This is a genomic window from Schnuerera sp. (assembly GCF_035459645.1).
Lineage (GTDB): Bacteria > Bacillota > Clostridia > Tissierellales > Tepidimicrobiaceae > Schnuerera.
The window spans coordinates 1-1,961 of the sequence record NZ_DATHXO010000370.1 but is presented as its reverse complement, the minus strand read 5'-3'; the positions used below and the strand labels follow the sequence as shown (position 1 = coordinate 1,961).

2 protein-coding genes are annotated in these 1,961 nt (G+C 35.7%); both read right to left on the bottom strand.

Features of this window, described 5'->3' with window-relative positions; genetic code table 11:
- On the bottom strand, positions 1-1,483 hold a 1,483-nt coding region (locus VK998_RS08650), incomplete at its 3' end, for a portal protein (RefSeq protein ID WP_325227672.1).
- Positions 1,484-1,673: 190 nt separating this feature from the next.
- The coding region (locus VK998_RS08645; RefSeq protein ID WP_325227670.1) for a hypothetical protein at positions 1,674-1,961 on the bottom strand (288 nt) is incomplete at its 5' end.

Sequence of the window (1,961 nt, the reverse complement as noted above, 5' to 3'; positions counted from 1 at the left end):
CTGACGGCTCTTCTTTTACAATCCGCTGTATCTTGCCGGGCGTGTAATTCATTTGTATAAGCTTCAAAAATATTTGACCTAGAAGCTTTTGGCTAAGATCTAATTGATCAAAGAGGCTCTGAAGTGTTGTAAGACCTGCACCTTGCCTAAGCATAGATAAGATACCTGCTTTATCATCTTGCGCGGATCCAAGAAGCTCTTCATTCACACCTGATATCTCCATAATTTCTTTAGATAAAATGGTAGAAAGCTCTATCATGGATTGCGGGACCTCAGGTGCTTGAATTCTTTGAACATCAGTCATCTCTGCTTGATCTTTTAATGCTATACCACGTCCCTGACCGGATAAGAAGACATCTTTAGGATTTATTAATGAATTTTCTTTATATACCCATCCGGAATTTACTTGAGATTCTAAAATATCAAGTTCAATATTTTTACGTCGATTATAAAGATACTGAGCATCTCTTAATCCACGTACTACACCCTGTATACGATCAGGAAAGTATGGAAGTTGTGGATTGTAATAAGCAAAAACAGGAACAAACGGATAACAATCAAGCCCGGTAGGTTGTGGTCCGTCATACATTACGCGGCCCTGTACTACTATTGCTAACCTTACTGTCGGGACATCCTGCTTCATAACAGTAACTTGAGGGTATATAAGTAAAAACTGTTCTAAAGCTTCATCATCCTCTGAGTTCCATTCCATACTTTCACCCGTTTGTGTGTCTACGAGCATCTTTTGAGGCCTATAATCTCTATAATAAAACTCATCATAAACAAGTAAGTCTTGCATACCTATAGAGTAAGATTCAGGCATATATTGAAATTTACCATCAGGATTAGATTTAATAGGATGTAAATCCATAATCTCATCTTCCTTGTTAGGTAAAAGTGTTAATATCTCTTTTTTAGTTAAATAAGAACGCTTCCATATGCCGTTACAATCAGATAAATCAGCCTTTCTAAAGTATGGATCTATCATGAATTCATTATAAGAGCATTTATCTAGTTTTATTTCACCGGATATAGGATCATGTCGATAATCTATCCATACTTGAAGCATATTAAGGCCCGTAACAAGGGCTCCGTGAAAAGCATCAGATATAGTATAAAGAACATCTTCTTTGCGGTTTATATGCCAAAATATTTCGGTAAATTGATCAGCTGTTTCTTGACTACCGTTTTCTACAGGAGTAGCTATAATAGATTTTCTGTTTTGCCTTTGATATCCGCTGATCATATTAATCATTCGGCGGATACGATTAAAGTTAAATTGATTTCTTCTGGATTGAGGAATATTTCCGTAAAGCGAGTTCCACAGTTTTTGGTCGCCCGCTTCCATACGGCTATCAGTGTCTGCCTCCCCCCAGAAAGATTGATTAATTGTAATACTTTGCGAATAGAAGCGCTCCATCTTGTTTAAGAGTGGCCTATCTTCTTCATTATAGAATTCATTGCCTATTTTTGGAAAGATCATTACATACACTCTTTGAATCTTATTTGTTATCAAAGAAAAGGTATTAGGTTCAATCCATAAAATCAACCCCTCATGCAAAAGGAGTACTAAATACACAAGGGGTTGATAAACAGTAGTATTGTGATACTATTATAACATAATACCGATAAGTCTACAGTATTATAAACAAAGAGCGAACCTGGAGAGGATTTTAAACCTTTTCAGGTTCATTATCTTCTTCAACTACATAACTCAAGCTGTATGTATAATAATCGGAGCTGAATGCGTGCACATTCCTATTCGTGTAATTCCAATCTACAAAATTTTTACGAGTATCATCTCCTAAATTATCCCATATTTCCCCTGTTATATTCTCAAAATCAGCAGTAAATAACGTGCTTGCACGGCCCATAAAGTTCTTAAAGATACTAACTTTTAGTTTAGTGCCTATAATTTCTGATAGCATAGCAAAGTAACCTAATAAGAAATCTTTATAGTG